The 1086-nt window shown below is 40.7% G+C and carries 1 protein-coding gene; it reads left to right on the top strand.

Annotation, left to right across the window (positions count from 1 at the left end; all coding sequences use genetic code 11):
* Positions 1-408: 408 nt before the first annotated feature.
* Positions 409-1086, top strand: a 678-nt coding sequence (locus tag J2Z44_RS21390; RefSeq protein WP_245353422.1) for a reverse transcriptase domain-containing protein, incomplete at its 3' end; no start/stop codon positions are given.

Here is a 1086-nt window from a genome sequence, read left to right as displayed (position 1 = left end):
AGTGCGCCCAGCATGGGCGGCAGCTCGGTGGTGAAAGTCCACTGTGGGGGTTGATAGCACCAACCACTAGCCTACGGCAAGGGTGTCCACCGTGAGGTGGAATCTGAAGGAAGCCAGCGGCAAAACTCTGGTCTGACGTACAGAAATCACATATAAGGCTTACTTAAATCGGGTGAGTTTGCTGAACAAAACAAAGCCCAATGCTATCCGAAGGTTTAAGAAGTAAATGTGGCAGATAGATGGAGTGAAAGCGGTCGTTCTTACCTGGGGAGGTCTCATGGACGCATAATTATGAATTTGGATTATACGGTTGAAATAAGATTTGTCATGAGAAGTCAGCAGATGTCATAGTACCAAGGCAGTCATGAATGTTTTGGGAAGGACTGAACAATAGGAGGTCTTGGAAACTTGAAGAATTCGAGGGAAATGCGAAAATTGCAGAAAACTTTATATAAAGAAGACTGGTCATGGCAGGTAGAAGTGGAACTTCAAGAAACCATGGGAGTGCATAGTATTTCTACGGCATTTAAAAGCGGAAAAGACGATGGAAAGCTATACACCAATAAATTACTTGAGGAAATGTTGGATAGTGAAAATTTAAGATTAGCTTTTAAAAGAGTAAAATCCAATAAGGGAAGTCATGGAGTAGATGGAATGAAGGTGGATGAACTTCCACAATACTTGAAGCGAAATATAGTTACCCTCAAGAAAAGTCTATTGGAAGGGACTTATCGTCCCCAACCCGTCAGGAGGGTAGAAATACCAAAGCCTGATGGGGGAATAAGATTACTTGGAATACCTACTGTAGTTGATAGAATGGTACAACAAGCAGTTGCCCAAGTGCTAACGCCAATATTTGAAAAGACCTTTTCTGATAATAGCTATGGATTTAGACCCGGTAGGGATGCTAAACAAGCAATAGTTAAGGCTAAAGAATACATGGACGAAGGTTACAAATGGGTAGTAGATATAGACCTTGCAAAATACTTTGATACTGTAAATCATGATAAGCTCATTGCGTTAGTTGCAAGAGAAATAAAAGATAAAAGAGTATTGAAGTTAATAAGGCTATTTCTACAAAGTGGA

Source organism: Clostridium punense (genome assembly GCF_017874425.1).
In the GTDB taxonomy this organism is placed as follows: Bacteria; Bacillota; Clostridia; order Clostridiales; family Clostridiaceae; genus Clostridium_J; species Clostridium_J punense.
The sequence above is the reverse complement of the archived record's forward strand: the minus strand, read 5'-3'. Positions and strand labels throughout refer to the sequence as shown.